This window comes from Algoriphagus sp. TR-M9 (assembly GCF_027594545.1).
In the GTDB taxonomy this organism is placed as follows: domain Bacteria; phylum Bacteroidota; class Bacteroidia; order Cytophagales; family Cyclobacteriaceae; genus Algoriphagus; species Algoriphagus halophytocola.
This window is the reverse complement of record NZ_CP115160.1, coordinates 3,533,506-3,553,920: the sequence shown is the minus strand read 5'-3', so window position 1 is coordinate 3,553,920 and position 20,415 is coordinate 3,533,506. Positions and strand designations below refer to the sequence as shown.

Here is a 20,415-nt window from a genome sequence, read left to right as displayed (position 1 = left end):
TAGATGGGATAAAAGCTGGGTTGATAAGGTCGGATTGCTTGTTTAGGATCATTTCCAAAACGGTTTCACTATTCTAATAGCCCCTTTAGGGGCATACTATGGGTAGCATATTTGGTTATAAATTTTTTTGGCTGTGCCTTTTGGTACAGCTCTGTTCATATTCTTTAAAATTCAAACTTTAAATTTTAAACTTTTCTCACCCGGCCCAGCCTTCTCGATCTAGACTCCTATACTGTATCGCTTCAGCCAGGTGCTCCACTTTTATATCTTCACTTCCTGAGATGTCAGCGATTGTTCTAGCTACTTTCAAAATCCTGTCATAGGCTCTGGCAGATAAGCCCAAGCGCTCCATCGCAGTTTTTAGCAGGGTTTTGCCTGCTTCGTTAATCTGGCAGATTTGCTTTACCATATGTGAAGGCATCATGGCGTTACAGAAAACCTCCGGGTTGTCTTTGAACCGCTCTTTTTGGCGTTCTCGTCCTTTGATGACTCTCTCTCGGATCTCCTTACTTGATTCTGATTTCCGGGTGGAGGTCATTTCATCAAATTTTACTGGAGTCACTTCTACATGTAAATCTATACGATCCAGAAGAGGTCCTGAAACTTTGTTCAAATAGCGCTGTACGATGCCTGGGCCACAGACACATTCCTTTTCTGGATGATTGTAGTAGCCGCAGGGGCAGGGGTTCATGCTGGCAATCAGCATAAAATTTGCAGGGAAATCCACTGAAACTTTCGCTCTGGAAATGGTGACACGTCGTTCCTCCAGCGGTTGGCGCATCACCTCCAGTACGGTGCGTTTAAATTCCGGCAATTCATCCAAAAACAATACACCGTTATGAGCCAGCGATATCTCTCCAGGCTGAGGGTTTCCACCTCCTCCCACTAAGGCTACATCACTAATGGTGTGATGAGGTGAGCGAAAAGGGCGGTTTGCGAGTAAGGATCCGTTTTTACCCAGCTTTCCGGCTACCGAATGAATCTTGGTGGACTCTAGCGCTTCTACCAGGGTGAGAGGAGGAAGTATGGAGGGGAGACGTTTGGCAAGCATGGTTTTGCCGGCACCTGGAGGACCTATCATGATTACATTATGTCCACCGGCGGCGGCGATTTCCATTGCGCGCTTGATGTTTTCCTGACCCTGTACATCGGCAAAATCAAACTCGATATCATCTAAAGAATGATAAAAGATTTCTCTAGTATCGGTAACCAGCGGATCGATCTGCAATTCTCCGGATAGGAAATCTGCTGCCTGCTGTATAGTCTCCACCCCTATGATGTCTAAATTATTGACAATTGAAGCTTCTTTGGCGTTTTCCAAGGGAAGTATGAAACCCTTAAATCCTTTTTTTCGGGCTTCTATCGCGATCGGCAAAACGCCTTTGATCGGTCGGAGATTGCCGTCAAGTGAGAGTTCGCCCATGATCACATAATCGCTCAGTGCCGGAAATTCTACCTGTTCTGAAGCCTGGAGAATTCCCATTGCAATAGGTAAATCATAGGCCGAGCCTTCCTTGCGCACATCTGCAGGAGCGAGATTGATGACTACTTTTTGCCGGGGCATTCTGAAACTGTAATATTTCAAAGCGCTCTCTACCCGCTGCTGAGATTCTTTGACTGCAGAGTCTGGAAGTCCCACCATGAAAAAACTGGTGCCTTGACCAACATTTACTTCGATGGTGATGATGTTTGCGTCTACGCCTGAAACGGCACTTCCAAAAGTTTTTGCTACCATAATGTATGAAAAAAGGAAACCGAATTGGTTTCCTTAATATAAGGTTTTCAGAAAATTTAAGTCTTAAAATCACCTGAAAATTTGTCTTTCTGCATCACTGAGGCTTAGGCTTTACCTTTTCAGCATGTAATTTTCATACCCCAATGGGGACAAGGGAGCTTCACAAGTTGAGGTGAAAACATTCCCTATGGAAGAAATCTTCGGCGATTAGCTGATCCTTTTTTTGCATGGATCTGTGGGATGTACTAGGACTTACCATACCCAAAACGAAATGGGATTACGTGATGTTTTGTCTAGGAGGAAGGTTGCTTTGATCGCTATCGGATGGTTTTGCTGGATTGGCAGGTCTAGGACTATCCGGAGTTCTAGGGTGCTCAAAGTCATAGATTTTTGCTTTGAGGCCATTCATGTCATGTTCCATTTTTTTGATGGTACCTGAGAGGCTGTTGTAGGCTGCATAGCTACTTCCCCAAGCCGCCAAAAACAAGATCAGACCTATGAGTGTGATGGTCACCATAGTGTCTGAAGTGATTTCTTCCATGCCAAAGATTCCTCCTAGCGTATCAAAAGCAATGAAGAAAATTAGAAAAGCACCAAAATAGACCAGCAGGACTATTTGAAGGATTTGGTGAAGTTTTTTCATAAGTCTTAAAATTAGTTTTAACGAATATACTAAACGGACTGAATACTAGAAAGCTTCTGGTATAAGCCTTCTGTCTGCATCAATTCATTGTGGGTTCCACGCTGCACAATTTTACCCTGCTCAATGACCAGGATCTCGTCGGCATGCTGGATGGTGCTGAGTCTGTGGGCGATCACCAGGGTGGTTCTGTTACTCATCAGTTTGGTGAGGGCTTCCTGCACCAAGTGCTCGGATTCTGAGTCTAAGGCAGAAGTGGCCTCATCCAAAATCAATATAGGAGGGTTTTTCAATACTGCCCTGGCTATGCTCAGGCGCTGACGCTGACCTCCCGAAAGTTTAGAACCTCGTTCGCCTATGGAAGTTTGGTAGCCTGACTCCATTTTTTCAATGAATTCATGGGCGTTGGCAATTTTGGCGGCTTCTATCACCTGCTCCTCTGAGGCATGATCCAGTCCAAAAGCAATATTGTTAAAGACCGTATCATTAAATAGAATCGACTCCTGTGTCACTATGCCCATGAGACTTCGCAAATCTTTGAGATCAAAGGATTTCAAGTTTTTTCCATCCAATAAAATCTCTCCTTCGCTGGGATCATAAAACCTGGGGACCAAATCCGCTAAAGTGGATTTTCCTCCACCTGAAGGCCCTACCAGGGCAATAGTCTTGCCTTTACTCAAGGTGAAATTGATGTCTTTTAGCACTAAGCTATCCTGATAAGCAAAACTCACCTGATTGACTTCCAGTGCTTTGTCAAAACTGCCTAAGTCTATGGGGTTTTGCGGAGCAGAAATTTCTGTAGGCGTATCTACTACGGTGAAAATACGCTCAGCAGAAGCTATCCCTCTTTGAATACTGCTTACAGCACGGGAGATTTCTTTTGCTGGGTTCAGTACCTGCGTGAAAATGATGATATAGGTGATGAAGTCGGATGCATCCAGGTCGGAATTTCCGCTGAGAACCAAACTGCCACCGTAAACTAATATTCCGGCCACTACGAAGACTCCCAGAAACTGTGAAATAGGTGAGGCTAGCTCATTTTTCCGGGCCATGTTCACATTTACTCCTGCATAGTAATCTGTTTCTGTGTCAAATTTTGACTTCATAAAACCCTCGGCATTGAAGGCTTTGATTACCCGCATTCCGCCTAAAGTCTCGTCGAGAATATTGACTATCCTGCCTAGGGACTGTTGACTTTGCACGGCTTTCTTTTTCAATCTTCGGGTGATTCCACCTATGATGGCGCCGGAGATGGGAATGATGAGGATCGTAAATAGAGTCAGCTTGACCGACATGAAAAACAATACCGTGAAGTAAAGGATGATCGTGGCAGGTTCGCGGAAAACCACGCGGAGGGATTGTACTATGGTGTTTTCTACTTCCTGTACGTCATTGGTCATTTTTGACATCAGGTCTCCCTTCCTCTCATTAGAAAAATACCCTATATGTAGGCTGCTCACCTGCTCGAATACATCCATGCGCATTCGCTTGATGACCGTGGCGCGGACTTTAGCCAGAACCACCCCGGCGAGATAAGTGAAGAGGTTGGATAAGAAAACCGAAACCACAATGATGGCACAGACATAATATAAGGTGCCCATTTTGCCATGTTCCTCAGCGATTTGAAGAAAATTGTAATTGAAAAGGTGAGTGAAATACTCTATGGAAAAGCTGAACTCAGGTTTGCTTGCATAAAGAGCTAAGGACTCTGGATCCACTTGCTCGAAGATCACGTCAAACAAGGGCTTTAATAAAGTGAAATTCAGCAAGCCAAAGACTATGGAAAAGAAAGCGTAGAATATATATACGGGCACGAATTTTCCGTAAGGCTTGGCATAGGAAAGAATTCGTAAATAGGTCTTCATAAACTAAAATACATAGAATAATCCCGCAAGTTACGCAAAATTGCCAGTGCGGGTTCCTTTTTAGTAATTGTAATCAGGACGGATGAAGTTCCAGCGGAATGCCAACTGTAGGTAATTGCTGGTCTCGGGACTGTCCAGATCTTGTGCAGTTCTTTGGCGGAAAGTGTGCGAGGCGTCTATAAAGAAGTTGTGCTTCAGCATATAGCTGGCGTTCAGGTTCGTTTGCACAAATTTGTTTTCAATGCCTTGCCCAATTTCATTGCCAAACAATCCTGTGGGGCTTCCTTCTAGTCTGTTTTTAAGCACATCGCCTCCCCAGTTGGTCGCCTCGTCTGGATCTGCACCGTATAGCTGATACAGGCCTTGGAATGTCAGGCTGAGTTTCGGGATGGGTTGATAGCGGAGTATCCCCAATATTTCCCGGAAATTTGCCCCTCGTGGATGCGTGAGCGGCGTTCGCCAGTTGCTGTAAGATTGATAGTCTTTTTTCTCCTGAAAGGTATAGGGTCTGGCTGAGTTGAATTCCAACTGTAAATCCAGATTCGAAAGATTGAAAGCGTTGATGTATTTGTAACCGGCCTGTATGCCGTATTTGTTTCGCTTGGAGCCCTTCCCGTCTTGGCCGAAAAACTCCGAGAACACAAATTCATCCAAAGCAAACTGGCCGTAAAGCTGCATGCCGGGGTGAAAATTCCACTTTCCATCTATTCCCAGCATGACTTTGTCCGGGGTTCCTAGAGACTGCTCCACCCAGCGGTAAAAGACGATAGGGTTGAAATAATTGAAATCCACTTTATCAGTCATTACAGACTCAAAGAACCCAAGATTCAGGTTTTTGCCTATGTTGAACCCCAGACGGTGAAAGGAAAACCACTTTTGCGGATATCTTCCGTCTGTAGGCCTTCCTCTATCGTAATCTACATCTGCGGTCATTTGCGTCCAGATATTGGTCAGCTGGAACTTCCAAACTCTAGTGTTGAACTTGACAAACATGTAGGGATTGGAAAAATCAGAGAGTAAGAAAGAGCGATACCCCTCACCGATAAAGTTTCGGTCATGGCCAACTTCCACTTCTATGTGTTTGGTGATATTATAGCTCACATGGCCCAGTGCAGAGAAATAACTGTAGCCTTCTCCATTGTATTCTTTCCAAAAGCCCTCTCCCGGCACTGCCCCGTTGTGCTCCGCATAGGTTTTGACCCAGCTTGGGAAAAAAGCTTCGGAGGTGGTAAAGTAGGTGTAGAAGCCTACTTTTTTGTCTATAGATCCTCTTAAAACCACTCCCCTCGAAAGGCGATTTGGGTTTTGCTCAAAGTCAGGTTCCAGACCACCGTTGAGATAAATCACCGGACTTACGTGAATATCAAACTCCTCACTATAATAGTGTGCAAAATCTCCAGGTCTACGGTAAAGGCCTTTTAGAAATGGCTTCTTAGATTCTGGTGTTTCTCTGCTCACAAATTCCCAGTTGTCCTGACTGAGATAAGCGATGTTAAACTGATCAGACCTGGAGCGGATCACCGGATCGTCTGCGATGCTGTCCAGGTAGGCGGCCACATCATCTCTACGATAGGGTTTGGTGGCCGATCGATACACGGGGTTATTCTGACCGCGCAATATATCGTAGCGGTCTAAGAGGTGGTAATAGTCTCTATTGTATGGGATATAGCTTCCTTGGGCATTAGCCAAAAATGGAGTCAAAACTGCGGCTGCTGCAAGGAATAGCTTCAGCAGTCTGGATTGGGCGTAAGAATTTTGCATCGGCTAAATCTAAAAAACATTCATGAAAATGAAGTTCATATCAGGTGAAAGAGAGTTGAAAATAATGGAGAAGAATTAGTTTCGTTCAGGTAATATGGGTTTTTTCAGGCCGAAAAAGATTTCGATGGAACCAGGGAAAGGCTAGCTTAGTCTAAACTCCGCATACACATTAGCAATTCTATTCACTGTCTTCCTAACGAAATCTAATGCAAAATTCGGGTTAAATTTAGGGCTTGGAAAGCTTGTTTTGGTTTTTGCTGATCGATTGAGAAAGAAATACTTGATAAAGATTTTGCGGATAATCTGAAAAAGGGTAACTTTGTGCCTCATTTGAAAAAGGTACTATATAACTAGCAATAATATGAAAGCTGATATCCATCCAAACTACAGAGAGGTCGTATTCCACGATACATCTAGCGAGTTTAAGTTTCTGACCAAGTCAACTATCGAAACAAGCGAGACTATCACTTGGGAAGATGGAAATGAATATCCTTTGTATAAGATCGAGGTGAGCTCTCAGTCTCATCCATTCTATACAGGTAAGAAAATGATGCTTGATACTGCGGGTCGAGTGGAGAAATTCAACAGAAGATACGCGAAGAAGAAGTAATTCTCTGCTATCTCAGGCTAAAAAGTCTCCCGGAGCATGGATTCCGGGAGACTTTTTTATTTTTGCCTCATGGACTCGATTTTGTTGTTTGATGACCCGGCTATCCGTGGTTCATTGCTGCCTTTTACTTTTACCAGACCGGTGGCAGAAATCCGTGTGGGAATTTTGAAGATTTCAGAAAAATGGGAGAAAATCACCCAATCCTCTGTTTCTTTTCTGACCCAGGATTATTTGCAAAGTAAATTTCCTAGGAAAAGTGGAAAAGCCCTCGCTATCAATGGGGCATTGCTGCCAGATGAAATGCTACTGTCTAGGCTGAAAAACCTGGACAAAGACGAGGCTTTGTACTTTGGCAAAACCCTCCTTGCTACTTACATAGGCGAGACGGAAAAGAATTTGGATTTTGCCCGAGACAAAAAAATCATTCAACTGCAGGCGGAGCCTTCCTTGCTGCTGAAGCCTTGGAATATATTTCAACTCAATGGAGCTGAAATTAAGAAGGACTTTGCTGTGCTGACCAAAGGGAGGCAATCAGCAAAAATCACTGATCCATTTACCAGGGTGTATGCTCCAGAAAATGTCTTCGTAGAGGAAGGGGCCGTTATCAGAGCGGCTGTTCTGAATGCAGAAAATGGCCCTATCTATATTGGCAGAAATACCGAAATCCAAGAAGGCACCCTCATTCGTGGTCCCTTTGCCCTGTGCGAAGGATCTACCCTCAATATGGGGGCTAAAATCAAAGGAGATACCACCGTGGGCCCGCAGAGCAAAGTGGGCGGAGAGGTGTCTAATTCAGTGATTTTTGGCTACAGTAACAAAGGCCATGAAGGTTTTCTGGGCAATTCGGTAGTGGGGGAGTGGTGTAATATGGGAGCAGATACCAATACCAGTAACCTGAAGAATAATTATGCGCCGGTGAAGCTTTGGGATTATACCAAAGGGGGGTATGCCTCTACCGGTCTGCAGTTTTGTGGGCTGATGATGGGGGATCACTCTAAGTGTGGGATCAATACCATGTTCAACACGGGAACGGTAGTCAGTGTAGGTGCCAATATTTTCGGAGATGGATTCCCACGCAATTTCGTTCCTTCCTTTTCCTGGGGCGGGGCTGGGCCGGTTTCTACTTATTTGTTTCCCAAGTTTCTGGAAACAGCAAAGGCGGTAATGGGGAGAAGAGGTCAGGAACTGACTGCTGTGGATGAGGAAATTTTAGCTACTATTTTCGATTTGACAAAAAACTATAGAATTTGGGAAACTTCATCCTGATCAATTAATTCATGCAATTCGCAGCTATACCGGGATTACCCGAGACCAAGGAAAATCTGATCAATGCAGTAAAGAACAACCATCTGGCGCACGCTTTACTTTTTCATGGGCCGGAAGGGTCAGCCAGCTTGACTATGGCCTTGGCTCTGTGCACTTATTTGTATTGTGAAAATCCCACAGAAAGCGATTCCTGCGGGAACTGTCCATCCTGCCAGCGGATGAGCAGGCTGGTGATGCCAGATCTGAATTTCGCCTTTCCGACTATCGCCAAAGCGAAAGAGGACGACAAGGAAGAAGATGAAAAGGTGGACCTGATGAGCAATTGGAGGAAGTTTGCCATGGATCAGCCCTATGGAAATGTCCATGACTTTATTTATTTCAATAAGTTTGAGAAAAAGCAACTGAACATCTCCAAGGGGGCGGCGAGGAAAATCATCCAAACACTTTCTCTAAAGTCCTTTGAAGGTGGCTATAAAATCATGTTGATCTGGGCTGCGGAATTTCTGCACCCATCAGCAGCTAATGCCTTGCTGAAAATCATAGAAGAACCTCAGCCCAAAACGCTTTTTATTCTGGTTACTTCCCAGGCAGACCAGCTGCTGACTACCATTCTGTCCAGAACTCAGAAAGTTTTGATCCGAGGGTTTTCAGATGAGGAGATCCAAGAGCACCTTTCAGTAACGAACCTCTGTGACTCCGAGTCTGCGGGTCAAATAGCCATGCTGGCTGATGGAAATATGCGGGAGGCTTTTCGCTTAGTGGAGCAAGTAGAGGACTTGCAAGTAAAAAAAATCCGGGAGTGGTTTCTGTTTTGCTACAAAGCAGATTTTCAAAGCCTTTTCAGTCTGGCAGATGATTTTCACAAGTCGGATAAGGAAGCTCAAAAGTCCCTTTTGCTTACAGGCCTGAATGTGGTCAGGGAGATTTTGCTCAAAAACGTGGGGCTGGATCAACTGCTTCGTACCCAAAATGAAGATCGCAAGTTTGTGGATAATATCAGTGGCAAAGTGCTCAAGGAAGACCATCTAGGAGTGCTGTATGAGACTTTTAATGAAGCTCACTATTTTCTGGAGCGAAATGGCAATGCAAAGTTTATTTTCACAGACCTTTCGATGAAAGTCACTAGATTAATGGCAAGTATCAGTTGATATGGAAAAGAAAATCATAGGCAGACGGGAGAAAATCTCACTTCCGGATCTAGAGCTAAATCTGGTTTGGGCGAAAATCGATACAGGCGCTTACACCAGTAGTCTTCATGCAGAAAACCTACAGCTGATAGAAAAGGACGGTAAAAAGCTGCTGAGTTTTCAGGCGCTGCTTCCGGGGCACAAGGCTTTTACCGGAGAAACTGTGACCTTTGAAGAATTCAGGGAGAAGAAAGTGAAAAATTCATTTGGCCAGGCCGAGGTTCGTTACCTGATCGAAACTACCTTTGAGCTTGCGGGTGAAAGCTATACGGCAGAATTTACCCTGTCTGATCGATCCAATATGAGAAATGCGATTTTGCTGGGTCGGAAGATTCTGAAGAACCGTTTTCTGGTGGATGTGGCTGGACATAACTTGGCCAAGCCGTACCGCAGCCTCGTTAAGTAACTCCACACCATTACTGAGGATTCAGAAAAACATTAAAAAGACCGACGGTTTAGCATGAAATCAACTCGCCTCAAAGCTTCCATAATCCTTGACAGACCATGATTGTTTTACTCGTTAAAGATACATCAGCTCGCCCCGACTAAACCGGGTAAGCCCTTCATTCAACTCCAGACACATGAAAATCGCCATACTTTCCCGGAATCCAAACCTCTATTCTACCAAGCGTCTGCTAGAAGCTATCCAGAAAGCCGGACATGAGGCACTTATAGTTAATCACAGTATTTGCGATCTGATCATTGAGCAGGATGGCCCTTCCATTATCTATAAAGGGGAAAAACTGACTGATGTAGATGCAATCATCCCGAGAATAGGCGCTTCGGTGACGTTTTATGGCACGGCTGTAGTCCGTCAATTTGAGCTGATGGGCGCATTTTCCGCAGTGAATTCCCAGGCTATAGTGCGAAGTAGAGATAAACTGAGAAGTCTACAGATCCTTTCAAGCGCGGGGCTGGGCATGCCAAAGACTGCTTTCACTAATTTTTCAAAAGGTGGAGAAAAGCAAATCATCGAGCATGTGGGCGGAGCACCTTTGATTATTAAGTTGCTGGAAGGAACTCAAGGTCTGGGGGTGGTTTTGGCAGAAACCAGAAAAGCGAGTCAATCGGTGATTGAAGCTTTTCATGGGTTGAAAGCAAGGATCATCGTGCAGGAATTTATCAAAGAAGCCAAAGGGGCAGATATTCGGGCATTTATAGTGAATGGGAAAGTAGTGGGCGCCATGAAAAGGCAGGGAGCCGAGGGAGAGTTTCGGTCCAATCTCCACCGTGGAGGAAAAGCCACGATTATCAAATTGAGCCGGGCGGAGAAGCAAGCAGCACTTGGTGCCGCCAAAGCACTCGGACTGGATGTAGCCGGCGTGGATATGCTGCAGTCTGCGCGAGGTCCTCTCATACTGGAAGTGAACAGCTCTCCTGGGCTGGAAGGAATAGAGAAGGCTACCGGCGTGGATATCGCGGGAGCAATAGTGAAATTTATCGAAGAAGGGGTGAATAAACGCCCAGTAAAGATTTCAAATCAATGAGTGAATTAGTGAGAATAGGAACCCGCGGAAGTAAGCTTGCGCTTTGGCAGGCTTACCATGTGGAGGAGTTGTTGAGGCAGGCTGGTCTTCAGACGGAGATTGTCCTGATCGATACCAAAGGTGATCAGGTACTGGATGTCTCCATAGCTAAAATCGGGAGTAAAGGGGTCTTTACCCAGGAACTGGAAGATCAGCTCTCTGACGGAAGAATAGACATCGCTGTGCACAGCGCAAAGGATATGCAATCTAACCTCCCTGAAGGATTTGAAATTATCGCCTTCACGGAACGGGAAAAAGTAAACGATGTACTGGTGTCTCACAAAGGTTCTGTGTCTCTGGATGGGCCTGTGGTGCTGGGGACCTCTTCTACGCGCCGAGTGGCGACCCTGAAGCATTTTTATCCTCAGGTGAAGACTGTGGAGGTGCGCGGTAATTTACAGACCAGAATCCGAAAAATGGAAGAGGGGCTTTGCGATGCACTTGTTCTTGCCTTTGCCGGTGCCCATAGGATGAACTATGACTCTATGATTGTGCAGGAGCTTGACCTCGATGAATTCACACCTGCCGTGGGCCAGGGATCTGTAGCTATAGAAGTTTCTCTAAACATAGATGAATCCTTAAAGCAAAAAATTATTGCCGCATGCGACCATGAAGAGACTTCCTATCGCCTTCGGGCAGAGCGAGCCTACTTGCGGATATTGGAAGGTGGTTGCAGCATTCCTGTATTTGCTTTGGCCACGCTAGCAGATGATGAGCTGACGCTAAAAGGAGGGATAGTGAGCTTGGATGGGAAAGAGCGCATATCCATCACCGTATCTGGGCCAAAGGAACAAGCCGAACAGCTAGGCAAGCAGTTGGCACAAGAGGTTTTTGCCGCAGGCGGAAAAGAGATTTTAGATCAAATTAAAAGCACCCTGAATAAATGAGGTTTGTAAAGATATTCACAGTTGTTTTACTCGCTGCCGTGATGCTAGGCTGTGCCGGTGGCAAAGACTATTTGGTGACCATAGAGACCAGTCATGGGGACATAGTGGCCGTGCTATTTGATGATACTCCGGCTCACAAGTCCAATTTCATAGCGCTAGCGGAGGCTGGGAGATTTGACTCTACGGAGTTTCACCGGGTAATCAAAGATTTCATGGTGCAGGGTGGCGATGTTTTTTCTAAGGAGAACCTTCCCCCGCAGGACTGGCCTACTTTGCCCGCTGAGATTCTGCCAAATCACTACCATAAAAGAGGGATGATTGCCGCTGCCCGTCAAGGAAATGGGATCAATCCCGAGCGAAGGTCGAATGGTTCACAATTTTATATTGTGCTGGGCAAAGTTTACAATGAACTGGAGCTGACAACGGACATGGAGGCCTTGCAAAAGGCTTTTATGAAATACATGGAGCTTGGAAGCCAGGATGACCTGAAAAGTGAATACGTCCGGCTTTACAACGAGCAAAAATATGACAGCCTCACCACCTTGTTGCTGTCTAAGCGAGACGAACTGGAGCAGTCACTTAACGTCAATTTGACCAAGAAATTCACCCCAGAGCAAATAGAAGTCTATACCACAGTGGGGGGTACACCGCATTTGGATAAGGAATACACTGTGTTTGGCGAGGTGATCCAGGGATTAGAAGTGGCGGAAGAAATTTCCGAATTGCCAACTCAGCGTGAAAAGCCGGTGCAACCGGTTTACATGAATGTGACCGTAGAGAAAATGTCCAGAAATAAAATCGAAAAAGACTATGGCTACAGCTATCCAGAGGGACAGTAAAAAGACCGTTTTTATCACTGGGGCAAATGGTTTGCTCGGTCAGAAACTGGTAAATCAACTGCTGGGAAATGATCAATTTTATATTGTGGCCAGTGGGAGAGGAGCCTGTCGCCTACCCGGTGAAGGCTTCGAATACATCTCGTTGGATATCTCGGATGAAGCTGAGGTCCAAAAGGTGATAGCTCATGCTGCTCCTGATATCATTATTCATGGGGCTGCGATGACTCATGTGGATGAGTGTGAGCTGAACCAGGAAGCCTGCTACGATGCCAACGTGAATGCTACCGCATACTTGGTCAAGGCTGCAGAAGCTTGCCAAGCGCATTTTATCTTTGTTTCCACCGATTTTATTTTCTCGGGAGAAGAAGGTCCTCTGGACGAAAGCGGTATTCCCGCCCCAGTCAATTACTATGGTGAGAGCAAACTCCTGGGTGAGAAAATGGTGATGAGATCCAAAACAAAATGGGCAATAGCCAGGACTGTATTGGTATTTGGGATTGCGCATGATTTAAGCAGGAGCAATATTGTGCTATGGGTTAAATCATCCTTGGAAGCTGGCAAAACCATTCAGGTGGTGGATGATCAGTACAGAACGCCCACTCTGGCAGAGGATTTGGCGGCAGGTTGTATTCTAATAGCCGAGCAAGGGGCAGAAGGGGTTTTCAATATCTCCGGGCCTGATTTTCTGACACCCTATGAGATGGCCAATACAGTGGCGGACTTTTTTGGGCTTAACAAGGATTTAATCAAAAGAGCAGATTCCACTACCTTTACCCAGCCGGCAAAACGCCCGCTGAAAACGGGCTTTATTATCAAGAAAGCGCAGGAACAGCTTGGTTTTGAGCCGAAAACTTTCCGAACGGCAATTGGTATTTTAGCAAAACAAATTATCTTAGCCCGGTCTTAAAAAGCAGTTTATACACCCTTATAATTTAACATTAAAATAATTTATGGCAGTTAGCAACGATACCGAGGAAAGAGGACAATGGGGCTCTAGTCTGGGTTTTATCATGGCCGCAGCAGGATCCGCAGTAGGCTTGGGAAACATCTGGAGATTCCCTTATTTGGTCGGTGAGTATGGTGGAGGAGCATTTGTATTTGTATATATATGTTGTGTCCTTTTGATTGCTTTGCCATTGCTGTTTAATGAAATAGCACTCGGTAGAAAGTCCGGTAAAAACCCAATTGGGGCAGTGCGTGAAACTGGAGGAAATGGCTTCTGGCAGTCCGCAGGCGTGCTTTGTGTGGTGGTTTGTTTCTTTGTATTTAGTTACTACTCGGTGATTGCAGGATGGACTGTAGGTTATATTTTTACTGAAATCATTAATATTCCTATTGATTTTGTGGAGTTTGTCAAGACTCCTATGTATGTCATTCCATTGACTTTTGTGTTTATCTTAATGACCATTCTCATTGTATTGGGTGGGGTTTCAGGTGGTATTGAGAAGGCATCTAAGTTTTTGATGCCGGTGCTCTTTATCATTATTATATTTATCGCAGGTAGATCGGTGACTTTGGAAGGAGCTTCCGCAGGTATTGAGTATTACCTCAAGCCTGATTTTGCTAAAATCAATGGAGCAGTAATGCTTCAGGCCTTAGGTCAAGCGTTCTTTTCCATGTCTGTAGGTTGGGGTTTGATGATTACATTCGGATCTTATTTGCCTAAGAAGTCCAACATTATCCAGTCTGGTGGGTGGATAGCTGGAATGGATACCTCAGTAGCACTTTTAGGTGGATTGATGATTTTCCCGGCCTTGTTTGCTTTGCTTCCGGGCAAAGATCCGGCTGCCGGTCCAGCTTTGGTGTTTGATGTATTGCCAAAAGTTTTTGATGCCATGCCAGGTGGAAATATCATCGGTGGATTGTTTTTCATTCTCTTGATGGTGGCCGCACTTACTTCCACTATTTCTATGCTTGAAGTTCCGGTTTCCTATCTGATAGATGATAAAAAGTGGGGCAGAAAGCGTGCAACTTGGACAGTAGGTCTAGCTGCTATGGCGCTGTCAGTGCCTTCTGCTCTTTCGCAGATCCCAGGTACTTTCTTTGCTAATCTCCATATCAATTTCTTTGGCAATAGACTAGAAGGGTTCTTTGGAATCATGGACTTCATATTCGGTACTTTTGCGGTGATCGTGATCTGTTTGATGCTGGCTTTGTACACTGGATGGGCTTCTAAGCTTTCGGATTATGCAGACGAACTAGCCTCGGGTGCACCGGCATTCAAAGGCCCTTTCCGTGCGGGTTGGATGTTCTTTATCAAATATGTTTGCCCGATTGTGATCATACTTTTGATCCTGAATATGCTTGGTGTAATGGGCTTTGAGCAAGCGGCATAAATAAAGCCTCATTAAAAACATAATAGTTATACTAAAGGAAGTCTTCGGGCTTCCTTTTTTTGTTTAGTGCTTTAGTATTTCCCGCTTACGTGCCCAGAAAAGGCGGCAGTTTCACGCGGGTTTCACGTTTTGAATTAGTGTACTTTGTTTTCCTTTTTTGTCCGGAAAGTGGATTGAAAGGTATAGGCATTTGGCTTGGGTGCTGAGGAGACTTGTCTCACTGAGCGGAGCCATAGTCCAAGCTGATTTTCTATGCGTATTTCCCTCTGCCCTACGCAGCGTAAGCCGACAGTTTCCCACTGATCACTGCAACTGAATTTCTGCGACTACACGCTGATAACTTTTAACATCAAACCCTAGCCTATTTTTAAATTTCTTCAGTTGGCAAGGGAATTGCTAATTTTTCTTAATTGCTAGCGTTACACTTTATACTAAACCAATAACTAGATGCCATGAAAAAGCTACTTCTCTCAGTTTTCCTCCTCAGTATGACCCTGTCGGCCTATTCTCAGGGATTTTCTATCGGGCCAAAAGTAGGACTCAGCCAGACCAAGTTGGATCTGAAAAGCGATGATTTTAAAAACGGAGATTCCAAATTTGGGTACCATGTGGGCTTGTTTGCCCGGGTAGGACTAGGGCCGCTTTACCTGCAGCCAGAGGTATTGTACACCCAGACACAAGGTCAGTTTAGTTTTGACCCGGAGGATCAGCCGATCCGGGATTATGAAGCGGATTTCAATAGGGTGGATATTCCGGTAATGGTGGGTTTGAAAATGTTCAAACTGCTGAGGATACAGGCTGGACCCATAGCTAGCATTAATGTCAACTCAGAACTGAAGGATGCAGGACAGACCGTTCAGAATGTGGATTTTGAAGATGCTACTATTGGTTATCAGGCTGGGCTGGGATTGGATATAGGCAATCTGATCATCGATGCCAAGTACGAAAGCTCACTCAACAAGATCAGTAGTAGTGTAGGTAATTTCAGCACGGACCAGCGGATCAACCAGTGGATTTTATCGGTAGGATTTAAACTATTCTAAAGCCCATGCTGTCCAAATAAAGCCCGATTGAGTTATTTCAATCGGGCTTTGTTTTGCCTAATCATTTCTGAACGAGTCGGGTTTTATAAATGACCGAATAGTCGTTTTCTGCTGCGGAGAAGTTCAGTGAAAACCAGATTTCCTCCTTGGAGACATATTTATCCAGTTGTCCTAGAAGTGCAGGTTTAGTGATGGGGTTACTCAGCGCAGTACCATCAAAAATCACCAGGCCTCCTTGGTTTACTTTACCCAGTTCATCCCATTGTTTGTCCATGTCTCCACCGGCTTTGTCCACGGCTTCATCATATTCTGCCCCTGTCAATCCTGAGAGATAGTCTATTATAAAATGCTGATTTTCCATGGCAATTATCTTGTTGATAGTTCCAGCATAAAGTTCGCTGATATTGATGTTGTCGTCTACCTGGTCACTTTTCGGTTCATTTTCTACGAAGTTTTTTATGGGTATGAATTTAGTGGAGCCCAAAGTGGATAAATCGGCAAGTGGATAGGCGAAAATTTTCGGTTCATGTCTGTAAGTGATGTACAAACTGTCATCTGCAATGGAGAAAGTAGGATAGGTTGAGTAGAATTTGTAAGCTTTCTCTGTACTACTGAATTTGGATGTGGAAGGGAATTTAATCTCTGGGCTAAATTCCTCTGACTCCAGATTGAGTACTTCTATGTGGTTTGATTTTTCTTGATAGGCTATGCCATGAGGTCCGAACTCGTCTGAACCTCTTCCGGGAAGGTTGAGGTATATTTCATCGTCATGGATTATTAAATTGTCTGCTCCAGTGATGATAATTTGAGCTCTAGGAGAAAACCCGGGTTCATATTTTTTTTGTAAAATGCCTTGACTATTGTATCTATAAACTCCGCCTGTAGTAGGAGTCAGGAACTCCTCGTTATTCAAAAACTTACTTTTTCCATATAGATTTTCTTTATACTGGTTAGGGCCTTCGCCGCTTAGTTTGTATTGATGAAGTATCTCACCTGCGGCATTTGCCAGAAGTAAGGTATCGGTATTTTGATCTCTGAGTAGATAAGATTGTCCATCTGGGCTGATGTCCATTAATGCCAGATTGCCTAGGTGATCCACCACTAGGGAATCATAAATCTCAAATTCTAGGGATTGCTCTGCGAGCGGTGTAGAGGGGCTTGTTTCCTCTTTTTCTCCGGAGCAGGCGGCTATGCTTAGTGCTAGTGTAGGTATGAGAAAAAGCTTGGTTTGTGTTTTCATTTCTGTACGAGTTTCAGTTTATAAAAAGTCAAGTAATCCTGTTCTTCACCAAGATATTCGTCATTTCGCAGGGCAAAAAACGCTTGGGTAGGATCTTCCATGGCAAAGATTTTATCAACTTTTTTAGGAATCAGGATTTCGTTTGACCAGCCTTTTTCTTCGTCATAAACCTTGAAATTAGATTGGTTCAGCGCTATCAGTTTTGGGAAATCCTCGGGGAAATTGAATTGGTTTGCGGTGAAGACTTCTTCCGATATTCCTTCCGAATAATGCACTACCACATATTTTTGATCTGCAAATACCCCGAAAATATTGCCCTCGACCAATTTTTCATAGCCATAGTTTTCTGTTTTATCTTTAAGTTCTGGTGCTTCGATAAATTTAGTCGGGTTAATATCTAAAGTCTCCGTGTGCTTCCCAGAATCTAGTAGGTTGAATCTGTGGATTTTGGGCTCATTGTTGAAATACAGCAGTAGGTCATCACCAGACAGTGTAAATGAGATTGCTGGTCTTTCGTAAAGCAGTCCTGAACTGAATTTTGAAGTGCTTGGGGTACGGATTAACGGGCTGCTTTCACCAGTCGTTGGATTTAACTTTTCGAGCAAAAAATTCTCACTTAGATAAGTTTCTGTGTAGGGACTGACCTCATCTCTACCTGGAAAGTGAAAGATGATGTTTTCCTGCCAAAACTCAAATGATTTCTCATCCATCAAACCTCCAAATGATTGGGAAGGAAAGGGTAGTTCTATGTTTCTTTTGACAGAAAGGTCTTCATTTAATTCTAAATATGGGCCTCTATAGTGGCCGATGTAGGGGTTCCCACCTGGGTGCAATTTGACAGTGGAAACATAGGAGATTGAATTAGGGCCGTCTTTAGGATAGGTGTGGGTGGCCAGCACTTGTCCTTCGTAATCAATTTTGACCAGAGTATTGGCCGTGTAGTCATAGAGCAAACCTATCCCCCCTCTGAAATCCCCGGTGGATATATCTCCTAAATAATCCACTTGGATAGAATCCAGAATCTGCAATTCCCATTCATGGGAGCTTTCCGATTGTATTTCCGATTTGTTTTGTGGGGCGGAGCAGGCAATAATTCCCAAAATGAGTAAGGAAAATATGAAGCATTGTTTTTTCATTTCTGTACCAGTTTAAGTTTGTAAAAAGTGAGATAATCTTGTTCTTCGCCTAGCCATTCGTCATTACGCAGGGCGTAGAAAGGCTGGGCGAGAGATTCAATATTGAGGATTTGGTCAATTTTATTCGGTATGGTTATTTCATTGGACCAGACGGAATCAGTATTCATGAACTTCAAAATATGCCTTTGGAATTCACCATATTTGGGAAAGTTTTTAGGGAGTTTTAATTCATTCTGAGTAAAAATATCTTCACTTATCCCTTCTGTGTAAGTAACAAAAATGGCATCGTGGCGAGGATAAAATCCTGAAATTCGTCCATCTAACATTCGACTTCCAGAAATGTACTCGTAAGCCTTGGTATGTTCTCCATTATCGAGGAATACTGATGGAGAAAAAGTAAAAGTTCTCACGTATCTGAAACCATCTGCCATATCATAGCTATGTATTAATGGTTCATTGTTTAATACTAGATATAGATGGTCGCCCACTATACCGAACCGTAAATGTGCTCTTTCATAATATTTATCAGTGGTATATCGGGAAGTGGTAGGTAGTTTTATAATCGGCTCTGCGACACCTGTTGTGAGGTTTAGTTTTTCTAATAGAAAATGATCTCTGAAAAAAAATGGGTCATATTGATCTGCTCCGTCCCTTCCCGGATACCATGCGATGAGGTGGTCATTCCAGGGTTCAAAGTTTCTACCGAAAGACATTCCATCATTCGAAATAGACAAGAAAGGCATATCGACTTGTCTTTTAAGTGTTAAATCAGGATTGAATTCATAAAGCCAGCTTAAGAAACTCATCCCATATAGTTTTCCAAATTCGTCATAGCGCAGGGTGGTGGGATAAATTACTGCTCCGGGACCTTCACTGGGGTAGGATTGCTGATGTAGAATTTTTCCGTTTTCACTAAATTCTACCAGGCTATTTTTTTTAAAATCAAAAATCACTCCTTTCCCATTTCTAAATTCGCCTCCATCTACACTTCCCAAATAATCCACCCGTATGGAGTCCATAATCTGCAATTCCCATTCGTTGGAATTCCTTGCTGCGGAAGTTTCAGAATTGTCTGAGGAAGTACAGGATCCTAGGGTGGAAAGAATTACAATTGCTATGAATCCATATCTCATCTCTCCACCAGTTTCATTTTATATACTCTCAAAAAATCCTCTTCTACATCTGGATCGGGGGTTTTTTGAAACCATGCAAAACCTCCACCGCTGGCATAGGTCCTGCCACCGGTTAGGTCAGGCTGAGTGACATGACCTAAGTAGCTTAGATCGGATAATTGATAAATCAAGGTGCCCTTAGGGACCTCAGACTCTATTTTTTGGTACATGGCGCGGGCTTCTTCCTCATTTCCACTGGTCCATAGTGCTTCTGCTTCCTGGGACTTTGCCGGCTCTATACCCGCATAATAATTCAGAAGAATCAGATCATCTAAAATATGGATGTTCCTGAAGGCAGCAGTACCACCCCGGATTTCTATATGACCTTCCTGAAATTCCGCTCTGTCTTTTCCTTCCGGAAGAATAAACCCCGGAATATCCAGCTGGATCACCGTGTCTAGCGCTGCTAGTTCAGGGCGGAGTTGATAAACGTAAAGTTTTGGGTCTCCACCATGCACAATGTAAAGTTTGCCATCCTTTGCCTCATATGCGGGAGCGTAGTCACTTTGTATGTAACCTTTGCCATTTAGGAAGTGACTCCCTTCCTCAAAAGGGATCAGCTCAGTCATGGTTTCTGCATCCGGATCTACCAGTTCTATGGCCCTGTAGGTATCATAGAACTCCTGCTCCCCTGGAAATGAATTGCGTGGGCGCACAGAGATAGGGATGAGGTATTCTTTGCCATCAAGGGTGGCAGTTTCTACGGATTTGCCAATGAAAGTCATGGATCCTGCACCTCCCAATGATTCCGGGTGAGGGATTTTCTGTTGCATCTCTCCCTCTAAATCGTAAATAAACAGGCCGTTCATGCCGAAAACGGCAACTTGCTCACCTCTGAAAAAACCAGGTCTTTCTAACATAAATCCATAAGCATCCGGTGTGTCTTCTACCTTAGAAAAGCTATGGTTTAGATTTCCTTCTGAATCTGTGATCAGAATTTTGGAACTCGGCTGGTCAAAAAACACCAGTTTGCTGCCATCTGGGCTGACATCGGTTAGCATGGGATTGCCCAGAAAGTCCAAATCCAGGGAATCAGCAATTACCCATTCGTAAGTTTTGGCAGCTTCAGAGACTTGTTCCTTGTTTTCTGAACAAGCCCAGCTAACTAGAAGTAAAGCTATGGTGAGTAGTTTAGAGAAGTGTTCTTTCATGTGTTTATAATTTTTTTTTAA

Annotated in this window: 18 protein-coding genes; 10 read left to right on the top strand and 8 right to left on the bottom strand. The window is 44.2% G+C overall.

Going from position 1 to position 20,415, the window contains the following annotated elements:
* Nucleotides 1-196 precede the first annotated feature (196 nt).
* The 4 genes from PBT90_RS14845 to PBT90_RS14830 all read right to left on the bottom strand — a co-directional run bounded on the left by PBT90_RS14845 (nucleotide 197) and on the right by PBT90_RS14830 (nucleotide 6,001).
* On the bottom strand, nucleotides 197-1,735 hold the full coding sequence (locus PBT90_RS14845; RefSeq protein ID WP_264811366.1) for a YifB family Mg chelatase-like AAA ATPase: 1,539 nt from the start codon (nucleotides 1,733-1,735) through the stop codon (nucleotides 197-199).
* A 277-nt stretch (nucleotides 1,736-2,012) separates the two neighbouring features.
* On the bottom strand, nucleotides 2,013-2,378 hold the full coding sequence (locus tag PBT90_RS14840) for a hypothetical protein (protein WP_264811365.1): 366 nt from the start codon (nucleotides 2,376-2,378) through the stop codon (nucleotides 2,013-2,015).
* 29 nt (nucleotides 2,379-2,407) lie between these two features.
* Nucleotides 2,408-4,240 carry an ABC transporter ATP-binding protein gene (locus PBT90_RS14835; protein WP_264811364.1) on the bottom strand — a complete coding sequence of 611 codons (1,833 nt, stop codon included), beginning with the start codon at nucleotides 4,238-4,240 and terminating at the stop codon, nucleotides 2,408-2,410.
* Between the two features lie 60 nt (nucleotides 4,241-4,300).
* Nucleotides 4,301-6,001, bottom strand: a complete 1,701-nt coding sequence (locus PBT90_RS14830; protein WP_270129853.1) for a hypothetical protein — start codon at nucleotides 5,999-6,001, stop codon at nucleotides 4,301-4,303.
* 361 nt (nucleotides 6,002-6,362) lie between these two features.
* Between PBT90_RS14830 and PBT90_RS14825 the strand changes: the two genes are divergently transcribed.
* The 10 genes from PBT90_RS14825 to PBT90_RS14780 all read left to right on the top strand — a co-directional run bounded on the left by PBT90_RS14825 (nucleotide 6,363) and on the right by PBT90_RS14780 (nucleotide 15,695).
* Nucleotides 6,363-6,611 carry a type B 50S ribosomal protein L31 gene (locus PBT90_RS14825; protein ID WP_264811362.1) on the top strand — a complete coding sequence of 83 codons (249 nt, stop codon included), beginning with the start codon at nucleotides 6,363-6,365 and terminating at the stop codon, nucleotides 6,609-6,611.
* A 69-nt stretch (nucleotides 6,612-6,680) separates the two neighbouring features.
* Nucleotides 6,681-7,877 carry a GlmU family protein gene (locus tag PBT90_RS14820; RefSeq protein WP_270129851.1) on the top strand — a complete coding sequence of 399 codons (1,197 nt, stop codon included), beginning with the start codon at nucleotides 6,681-6,683 and terminating at the stop codon, nucleotides 7,875-7,877.
* Between the two features lie 11 nt (nucleotides 7,878-7,888).
* Nucleotides 7,889-9,025, top strand: a complete 1,137-nt coding sequence (locus tag PBT90_RS14815) for a DNA polymerase III subunit (protein ID WP_264811360.1) — start codon at nucleotides 7,889-7,891, stop codon at nucleotides 9,023-9,025.
* 1 nt (nucleotide 9,026) lies between these two features.
* Nucleotides 9,027-9,470: an ATP-dependent zinc protease family protein gene (locus tag PBT90_RS14810; protein ID WP_264811359.1), complete on the top strand. Its 444-nt coding sequence runs from the start codon at nucleotides 9,027-9,029 to the stop codon at nucleotides 9,468-9,470.
* 175 nt (nucleotides 9,471-9,645) lie between these two features.
* Nucleotides 9,646-10,551 carry a 30S ribosomal protein S6--L-glutamate ligase gene (gene rimK / locus PBT90_RS14805; RefSeq protein WP_264811358.1) on the top strand — a complete coding sequence of 302 codons (906 nt, stop codon included), beginning with the start codon at nucleotides 9,646-9,648 and terminating at the stop codon, nucleotides 10,549-10,551.
* The gene (hemC, locus tag PBT90_RS14800; protein WP_264811357.1) at nucleotides 10,548-11,477 is read left to right on the top strand and encodes a hydroxymethylbilane synthase; all 930 of its coding nucleotides are present in this window, start codon (nucleotides 10,548-10,550) and stop codon (nucleotides 11,475-11,477) included. The genes rimK and hemC overlap by 4 nt, the downstream gene beginning before the upstream one ends.
* Nucleotides 11,474-12,316: a peptidylprolyl isomerase gene (locus PBT90_RS14795; protein ID WP_264811356.1), complete on the top strand. Its 843-nt coding sequence runs from the start codon at nucleotides 11,474-11,476 to the stop codon at nucleotides 12,314-12,316. The genes hemC and PBT90_RS14795 overlap by 4 nt, the downstream gene beginning before the upstream one ends.
* Entirely contained in the window at nucleotides 12,288-13,223 is a 936-nt protein-coding gene (locus PBT90_RS14790) for an SDR family oxidoreductase (RefSeq protein ID WP_264811355.1), read from the top strand. Before PBT90_RS14795 ends, PBT90_RS14790 begins: the two co-directional genes overlap by 29 nt.
* 43 nt (nucleotides 13,224-13,266) lie before the next feature.
* A complete protein-coding gene (locus tag PBT90_RS14785; protein WP_264811354.1) occupies nucleotides 13,267-14,652 on the top strand; it encodes a sodium-dependent transporter in 1,386 nt (461 codons plus the stop codon).
* 452 nt (nucleotides 14,653-15,104) lie between these two features.
* On the top strand, nucleotides 15,105-15,695 hold the full coding sequence (locus PBT90_RS14780; RefSeq protein ID WP_264811353.1) for a porin family protein: 591 nt from the start codon (nucleotides 15,105-15,107) through the stop codon (nucleotides 15,693-15,695).
* A 61-nt stretch (nucleotides 15,696-15,756) separates the two neighbouring features.
* On the opposite strand, the gene PBT90_RS14775 is transcribed toward PBT90_RS14780, so the two are convergent.
* Genes PBT90_RS14775 through PBT90_RS14760 form a run of 4 tightly spaced genes read right to left on the bottom strand, consistent with a single transcriptional unit; the run spans nucleotide 15,757 to nucleotide 20,394 of the window.
* Nucleotides 15,757-16,935: a hypothetical protein gene (locus tag PBT90_RS14775; protein ID WP_264811352.1), complete on the bottom strand. Its 1,179-nt coding sequence runs from the start codon at nucleotides 16,933-16,935 to the stop codon at nucleotides 15,757-15,759.
* Nucleotides 16,932-18,071 (bottom strand): hypothetical protein, encoded by a 1,140-nt coding sequence (locus tag PBT90_RS14770; protein ID WP_264811351.1) that lies wholly within the window; start codon nucleotides 18,069-18,071, stop codon nucleotides 16,932-16,934. The genes PBT90_RS14775 and PBT90_RS14770 overlap by 4 nt, the downstream gene beginning before the upstream one ends.
* Nucleotides 18,068-19,204: a hypothetical protein gene (locus tag PBT90_RS14765; RefSeq protein WP_264811350.1), complete on the bottom strand. Its 1,137-nt coding sequence runs from the start codon at nucleotides 19,202-19,204 to the stop codon at nucleotides 18,068-18,070. The genes PBT90_RS14770 and PBT90_RS14765 overlap by 4 nt, the downstream gene beginning before the upstream one ends.
* The gene (locus PBT90_RS14760) at nucleotides 19,201-20,394 is read right to left on the bottom strand and encodes a hypothetical protein (protein WP_264811349.1); all 1,194 of its coding nucleotides are present in this window, start codon (nucleotides 20,392-20,394) and stop codon (nucleotides 19,201-19,203) included. Before PBT90_RS14760 ends, PBT90_RS14765 begins: the two co-directional genes overlap by 4 nt.
* Nucleotides 20,395-20,415 lie beyond the last annotated feature (21 nt).

Coding starts and splice junctions, on each gene's coding strand:
- PBT90_RS14845 (WP_264811366.1), bottom strand. CDS start 1,735: ATGGTAGCAAAAACTTTTGGAAGTGCCGTTTCAGGCGTAGACGCAAAC.
- hemC (WP_264811357.1), top strand. CDS start 10,548: ATGAGTGAATTAGTGAGAATAGGAACCCGCGGAAGTAAGCTTGCGCTT.
- PBT90_RS14760 (WP_264811349.1), bottom strand. CDS start 20,394: ATGAAAGAACACTTCTCTAAACTACTCACCATAGCTTTACTTCTAGTT.
- rimK (WP_264811358.1), top strand. CDS start 9,646: ATGAAAATCGCCATACTTTCCCGGAATCCAAACCTCTATTCTACCAAG.
- PBT90_RS14810 (WP_264811359.1), top strand. CDS start 9,027: ATGGAAAAGAAAATCATAGGCAGACGGGAGAAAATCTCACTTCCGGAT.
- PBT90_RS14815 (WP_264811360.1), top strand. CDS start 7,889: ATGCAATTCGCAGCTATACCGGGATTACCCGAGACCAAGGAAAATCTG.
- PBT90_RS14840 (WP_264811365.1), bottom strand. CDS start 2,378: ATGAAAAAACTTCACCAAATCCTTCAAATAGTCCTGCTGGTCTATTTT.
- PBT90_RS14785 (WP_264811354.1), top strand. CDS start 13,267: ATGGCAGTTAGCAACGATACCGAGGAAAGAGGACAATGGGGCTCTAGT.
- PBT90_RS14765 (WP_264811350.1), bottom strand. CDS start 19,204: ATGAGATATGGATTCATAGCAATTGTAATTCTTTCCACCCTAGGATCC.
- PBT90_RS14790 (WP_264811355.1), top strand. CDS start 12,288: ATGGCTACAGCTATCCAGAGGGACAGTAAAAAGACCGTTTTTATCACT.
- PBT90_RS14780 (WP_264811353.1), top strand. CDS start 15,105: ATGAAAAAGCTACTTCTCTCAGTTTTCCTCCTCAGTATGACCCTGTCG.
- PBT90_RS14795 (WP_264811356.1), top strand. CDS start 11,474: ATGAGGTTTGTAAAGATATTCACAGTTGTTTTACTCGCTGCCGTGATG.
- PBT90_RS14825 (WP_264811362.1), top strand. CDS start 6,363: ATGAAAGCTGATATCCATCCAAACTACAGAGAGGTCGTATTCCACGAT.
- PBT90_RS14835 (WP_264811364.1), bottom strand. CDS start 4,240: ATGAAGACCTATTTACGAATTCTTTCCTATGCCAAGCCTTACGGAAAA.
- PBT90_RS14770 (WP_264811351.1), bottom strand. CDS start 18,071: ATGAAAAAACAATGCTTCATATTTTCCTTACTCATTTTGGGAATTATT.
- PBT90_RS14775 (WP_264811352.1), bottom strand. CDS start 16,935: ATGAAAACACAAACCAAGCTTTTTCTCATACCTACACTAGCACTAAGC.
- PBT90_RS14820 (WP_270129851.1), top strand. CDS start 6,681: ATGGACTCGATTTTGTTGTTTGATGACCCGGCTATCCGTGGTTCATTG.
- PBT90_RS14830 (WP_270129853.1), bottom strand. CDS start 6,001: ATGCAAAATTCTTACGCCCAATCCAGACTGCTGAAGCTATTCCTTGCA.